Origin of the sequence: Mesorhizobium sp. M8A.F.Ca.ET.021.01.1.1 (assembly GCF_003998025.1) — a bacterium.
In the GTDB taxonomy this organism is placed as follows: Bacteria; Pseudomonadota; Alphaproteobacteria; order Rhizobiales; family Rhizobiaceae; genus Mesorhizobium.
On the sequence record NZ_RZSJ01000919.1, the window covers coordinates 1 to 1,398 of the forward strand.

General features: G+C 64.6%; 1 protein-coding gene and 1 pseudogene. Both read right to left on the reverse strand.

Going from position 1 to position 1,398, the window contains the following annotated elements; all coding sequences use genetic code 11:
• Nucleotides 1-253 precede the first annotated feature (253 nt).
• Nucleotides 254-1,174, reverse strand: a complete 921-nt coding sequence (locus tag EOA36_RS35445; RefSeq protein WP_127281237.1) for an SDR family NAD(P)-dependent oxidoreductase — start codon at nt 1,172-1,174, stop codon at nt 254-256.
• Nucleotides 1,171-1,398, reverse strand: a pseudogene (locus EOA36_RS35450) (tRNA epoxyqueuosine(34) reductase QueG); the annotation flags it as partial. The pseudogene EOA36_RS35450 and the gene EOA36_RS35445, both read right to left, overlap by 4 nt.

Genomic DNA, 1,398 nt, shown 5'->3' on the forward strand with positions numbered 1-1,398 from the left:
GCGGTGGCCGTCGGCAGCTTCTCCGCACCGAACAGGTCTTTCGCCCGCTCCTCGGCCGCTGCCGGCTGCGCGAGACCGGTCAGGGCAAGCAAGCCAAGGGCGGCCGCCAGCAGTGATCTCTTGCCAAAAGACGACCGCGTCGCTGTCTTCATGAAATCGGATCCCACCAAACCCCAAGCCCGAATCATAGCACGCAACATGCGACGCTTCGATCGCTCTAACCTTTTGGCGCAATTCCGGACGGAAAACCGTTTCACACTTTTCCTGGAATTGCTTGTCCCTTCATCGGGCTGCGCGGCGCGCCGTCGCGCCAGTCGCCGCTTGCCCACAAATGGTCGAAAGCGGCTCGGTAGTCGGGAAAGCGAAACCGATAGCCCGCCGCCTTGAGCGCTGCATTGGCGACCCGCTTGTTCTCGCCATAGAAGGACCGCGCCATGGGCGAAAGTTGGGCGGTCTCGAAGGGAATTTCGGGCGGCGCCTCGATCCCCATCAGCGATGCGGCATAGGCGACGACATCCTGCGGCGGTCCCGGCTCATCGTCGGTGACGTTGAAGATGCCACCCCTATTGCCGGCGATCAGATGCCAGAGCGCGCCTGATATGTCGTTACAATGGATGCGGTTGAACACCTGGTCCGGCTTGACCAGCCGCCTCGCGGTACCGTTCTCCAGATTGACCAGCGCGTTGCGGCCCGGACCGTAGATGCCGGAGAGCCGCAGGATCGCCACCGGCCGGTCGATTTCCCGGCCGAGCTTCTGCCAGGCTTGCTCGGCCTCGACCCGCATGACCGAACGCTTTGATACCGGCCGGCACACGGCCGTTTCGTCGACCCAAGCGCCGCCATGATCGCCATAGACGCCGACGGTCGAGAGATAGCCGATCCACTCCAGCTCAGGCATCCCTGCGATTGCCTCGCGGGCGGCATTCAGCACAGGATCGCCGGCGTCTTCCGGGGCGACCGAGATCACCAGATGCGTGGTTTTCTCCAGCACTTCGCCGATGTCGCTCGTCAACTTGCCGTCGAACAGCAGCGGGGCGATGCCGGCCTGGCGCAGCGCCTCCAATTTCTCCGCCGATCGCGTCGTGCCGATGATCTTGGCACCATCCGGGTTGGCGCGGGCAAAAGCCTTGCCCGAATAGCCGGCGCCGAAGATAAAGATCCGCTTTTCGCTCATGCATGCGTCCTGGTTGGCCGCGCCAGGCGCCATTCGTCGCGCACCATAGCGTCATCCTCGGTTTCCAGGCCGTTCGCGGCCCGTTCGGCATATTCGGTTTCCGGCACCAGCCGCGCCAGCGCCCAAATTGCCGCGCCCCGCACCAGCGGCGAGGCGTCGCCGAGCAGATCCCGAACGATGCCGGCAAGCGCGCCCTCGCCGGAATTGCCGACGGCGATCAGCAC